The 3,535-nt window shown below is 59.9% G+C and carries 3 protein-coding genes and 1 pseudogene; 1 reads left to right on the plus strand and 3 read right to left on the minus strand.

Translation table 11 applies throughout. The features are described 5' to 3' along the window. Positions 1 to 70: 70 nt before the first annotated feature. Positions 71 to 196, plus strand: coding sequence for a hypothetical protein (locus NW855_RS07345; protein WP_414508633.1), 126 nt, complete (start codon positions 71 to 73; stop codon positions 194 to 196). A gap of 842 nt (positions 197 to 1,038) precedes the next feature. Here NW855_RS07345 and NW855_RS07350 read toward each other — a convergent pair. The 3 genes and pseudogenes from NW855_RS07350 to NW855_RS07360 all read right to left on the minus strand — a co-directional run. Continuing rightward, entirely contained in the window at positions 1,039 to 2,046 is a 1,008-nt protein-coding gene (locus NW855_RS07350; protein ID WP_414508634.1) for an aspartate-semialdehyde dehydrogenase, read from the minus strand. A gap of 35 nt (positions 2,047 to 2,081) precedes the next feature. After that, positions 2,082 to 3,206 carry a 3-dehydroquinate synthase gene (gene aroB, locus NW855_RS07355; RefSeq protein WP_099883808.1) on the minus strand — a complete coding sequence of 375 codons (1,125 nt, stop codon included), beginning with the start codon at positions 3,204 to 3,206 and terminating at the stop codon, positions 2,082 to 2,084. A gap of 108 nt (positions 3,207 to 3,314) precedes the next feature. Continuing rightward, positions 3,315 to 3,535, minus strand: a pseudogene (locus NW855_RS07360) (RNA-guided endonuclease TnpB family protein); the annotation flags it as partial.

Below are 3,535 nucleotides of genomic sequence, written 5' to 3' on the forward strand. Positions count from 1 at the left end.
CTCTCCTTCCTCTTGAATACCTGTACCCTATTTTAAATTAAAAGGCTGTAACTCTAAGTCTGGGCGGAGTTTGCTTAGGGCTAGCCGGCTGCGGTGGCGGCGGAAGCGGTGGGACGATAGTGCCTACACCGACACCTACGCCGACTCCAACGCCTACGCCGACTCCGACACCTACGCCGGGTGCCCCGACTTTTAGCAAGGCATTTAATCCTACCTCGGTCTCGCTGGCTGCTGCTGACCCTAATCCCAAAACAACTCTGACCTACAGGATTACCAACACCGCTGCCCTGCCCCTGACTGGTCTAGCTTTTTCCGACGACTTGCCTAACGGTTTGGTCATTGCCAATCCCAATAACCTGAACAATGGCTGTGGGGGGACGGTGATAGCTCCACCAGCAACCACTTCCATCTCGTTGGTCAACGGCTCATTGGCAGCCAACGCTAGCTGCACCATCAGCCTGGATCTTCAGGTTACAGCCACGAGACCGGGATCCCTGACCAGCTCCGCGGTAAACCTGAGCAGCAACCAATCGCTTAATGCCACCGCTGCGGCTATCAGCCTAACGGTAACGGTGCCAGCTCCCACCTTTACCATGGAATTTAATCCCAACCCGCTTGGCCCAATCGGCCCACGTCCCGTTACCGGCACCGGAACTTTGACGTTTACCATCATCAACAACGCAGCCATTCCATTGACGGGCTTGGCCTTTAACCACCGCTTGCCGGGAGGGCCGCCTCCTTTAACCGTAGGGCCTGGTGCACCTCCTCCCTTACCTGCTTCCTGTGGTGCTGGAGCTAACCTCATGACCATGGTGGGTGTGAACACCATTCAATTCACCGGAGGACAAGTAGCCCCAGGACAAACTTGCACAGTGACCATCCCTGTCCAAGTCCCATTCGCAGTTACGGACTCACCCGGCAACTACAACTACACCAACTCCCCGGTGACGTTGAACAACAGCGCTGGTGCTCCCTCTGTTACAGCGGGGCCAGTAACCTGGACAGTTGAAGCCCGGTAACCTGGACAGTTGTAGTGAATTAGTCCTTCAAAAGCAGCTCGGCAATTTGAAGGGCGTTGAGGGCCGCACCTTTGCGGATTTGATCCCCGCACAGCCACAGCTCCAGGGCCTTGGGCTCGGAGATGTCCTGGCGGATGCGGCCCACCGCCACTTCATCCCTGCCGGCCACGTCGATGGGCATGGGAAAGCGGTTCTGCTGCCAATCTTCAATGAGCACCACCCCAGGGGCCTGGGCCAGGATTTGCCGGGCTTTTTCCACAGGGAAGGGCTGTTCAAACTCCAGGTTGAGGGCCTCGGCGTGGGTACGTAGCACCGGCACCCGCACACAGGTAGCTGTCAGCCGCAGGTTGGGGGATCCCATAATCTTGCGGGATTCGTTGACCATTTTCATCTCTTCCTGGCAGTAGCCGTTCTCTTGCAGGGGGCTGTTGTGGAGGAAGAGGTTGAAGGCAATGGGGTAAGGGAACACCTGGGGCTGCAACGGCTGCCCCTGGAGGTAGGCGCGGGTTTGCTCTTGCAGCTCCACCATGGCGCGGGCCCCGGCCCCACTGGCCGATTGATAGGTGGCGGCCACCACGCGGCGCAGGGGGATGTGGCGATGCAGGGGGTAGATGGCCACGCACATTAGGATGGTGGTGCAGTTGGGATTGGCAATGATCCCTTGGTGACGGAAGGCTTCCTGGGGGTTGACCTCCGGCACCACCAGCGGAACATTGGGATCCAGGCGAAAGGCGCTGGAGTTGTCAATCAGCACCGCCCCCGCCTCGACGATGGTCTTGGCCCAAGTTTTGGAAACACTTGCCCCGGCAGAGGCCAAGACCAGGTCCAGACCCCGAAAGGACGCTTCTGCAACCGGCTCCACCGGGATCCGTTCTCCCTTGAAGGTCAAGTAGGTGCCCGCCGAGCGGGGCGAGGCCAACAGCTTCAGCTCTGCCACCGGAAAGCGGCGCTCTTCCAGCAGCTTCAGCAGCTCCACTCCTACGGCTCCTGTGGCCCCTAGGATGGCTACCCGTTGTTGCCGTCCCATGCTTTCTTGTCCTCAGCTTTTCCTAATTCTAGGGCTCAAGAGGTTGCCGTCATCGCCGCCAGAGCGGCCTGCACATCCGCCAGCTCGACTTGATCGGTCAGCTCCGCTTGGCCAATCCGGCGGGGCAGAACGAAGCGGATCCGCCCTTGCTTGACTTTTTTGTCCGCCTGCAGCGCCTGCAGCACCGCCTCCCAAGGGATCCCGGCGGGCCAGTGGCTGGGCAGCCCTGCCCTTTCGATAAGGCGTCGCTGCCGCTCGGCCTCAGCCGCGCTCCACCACCCCAGGCGACGGGCGATCTCCCCCGCAGCCACCATGCCAATGGCCACCGCCTCCCCGTGCAGGTAGCGGCGGTAGCCGGTAACGGTTTCCAGGGCATGGCCGAGGGTATGGCCGTAGTTCAAGATGGCCCGCAGGCCCCCTTCCCGCTCGTCCTGTTGCACCACCCAGGCTTTGCACTCGGCACAGCGCCGCAGCAGATAGTGCAGATCCGCAGGGGCAAAATCGGCGTAGCGCCTCAGCCTGGGCCGGTCTTGCAAAAACTCAAATAGGTCGGCAGCCTGGATGACGCCGTATTTGATGACTTCCGCCAGGGCCGAGGTAAATTCCCGCCGGGGCAGGGTCTGCAACAGCGTTGGGTCGATCCACACCAGGCGCGGCTGGTAGAAGGCGCCGATGAGGTTTTTCCCGCCAGGATGGTTGACGCCGGTCTTGCCGCCGATGGCCGCATCCACCATGGCCAAAAGCGAAGTGGGCACCTGGACAAACGGGATCCCGCGCAGCCAAGTGGCGGCGGCAAACCCCACCATATCCCCAATGACCCCCCCTCCCAGGGCCACGAGGGTGGAAGAGCGCTCCAGGCCAAAGCTCAAGGCAGCATCGTAGATCTTGGCCACCGAGCGCAGGGTTTTGTAGCGCTCGCCGGCGGGCAACAGAAAAAGACGGGCAGCAAACCCCGCTTGTTGCAACCCTTGCATCAACTTTTCGCCAAAATGCTTGGCAATGCCGGGGTGGCTCACCACCAGCGCCTTGCCCGAAAGTCCCCTGGCTTGCAGTTGGGATCCCAACTGGATAAGGCTGTGGCCGCCGGAGCCTTCGGGGGACTGGATGAGAATGTCGTAGGAGCCGTGGGGAAGCTTGACGGGGATCAGACAGGGATCCATAGGTGCTGCTGTTGAAGAGATGGGATCCATTGACACTCCCAGCGCCTAAAGGCGGGGGATTCTTACGCAGTCCACAAAAGAACCCGTAACGGCGTTGTCAAAGCGCCTCTAGACAGTTCCTGAAGGCCGCGGCAGGTTTGGTCTTAAACTCATTCCTTCTTGCCAGGAGAGCCTCAGCTTTTTCTTAAAGCTACTGAGTGCCTCAGCTACAGACTTACAGGTCTGTTGTGCGGCGGAAACATACATTGCGATGAAGTGCTTGTTTTGGGTTCTCGCCATCTCAGCACAAAGCTCACCATAGCTTGCCCATCGCTTCGTTTTGAAATAGA

The organism is Synechococcus sp. RC10B2 (assembly GCF_047502635.1).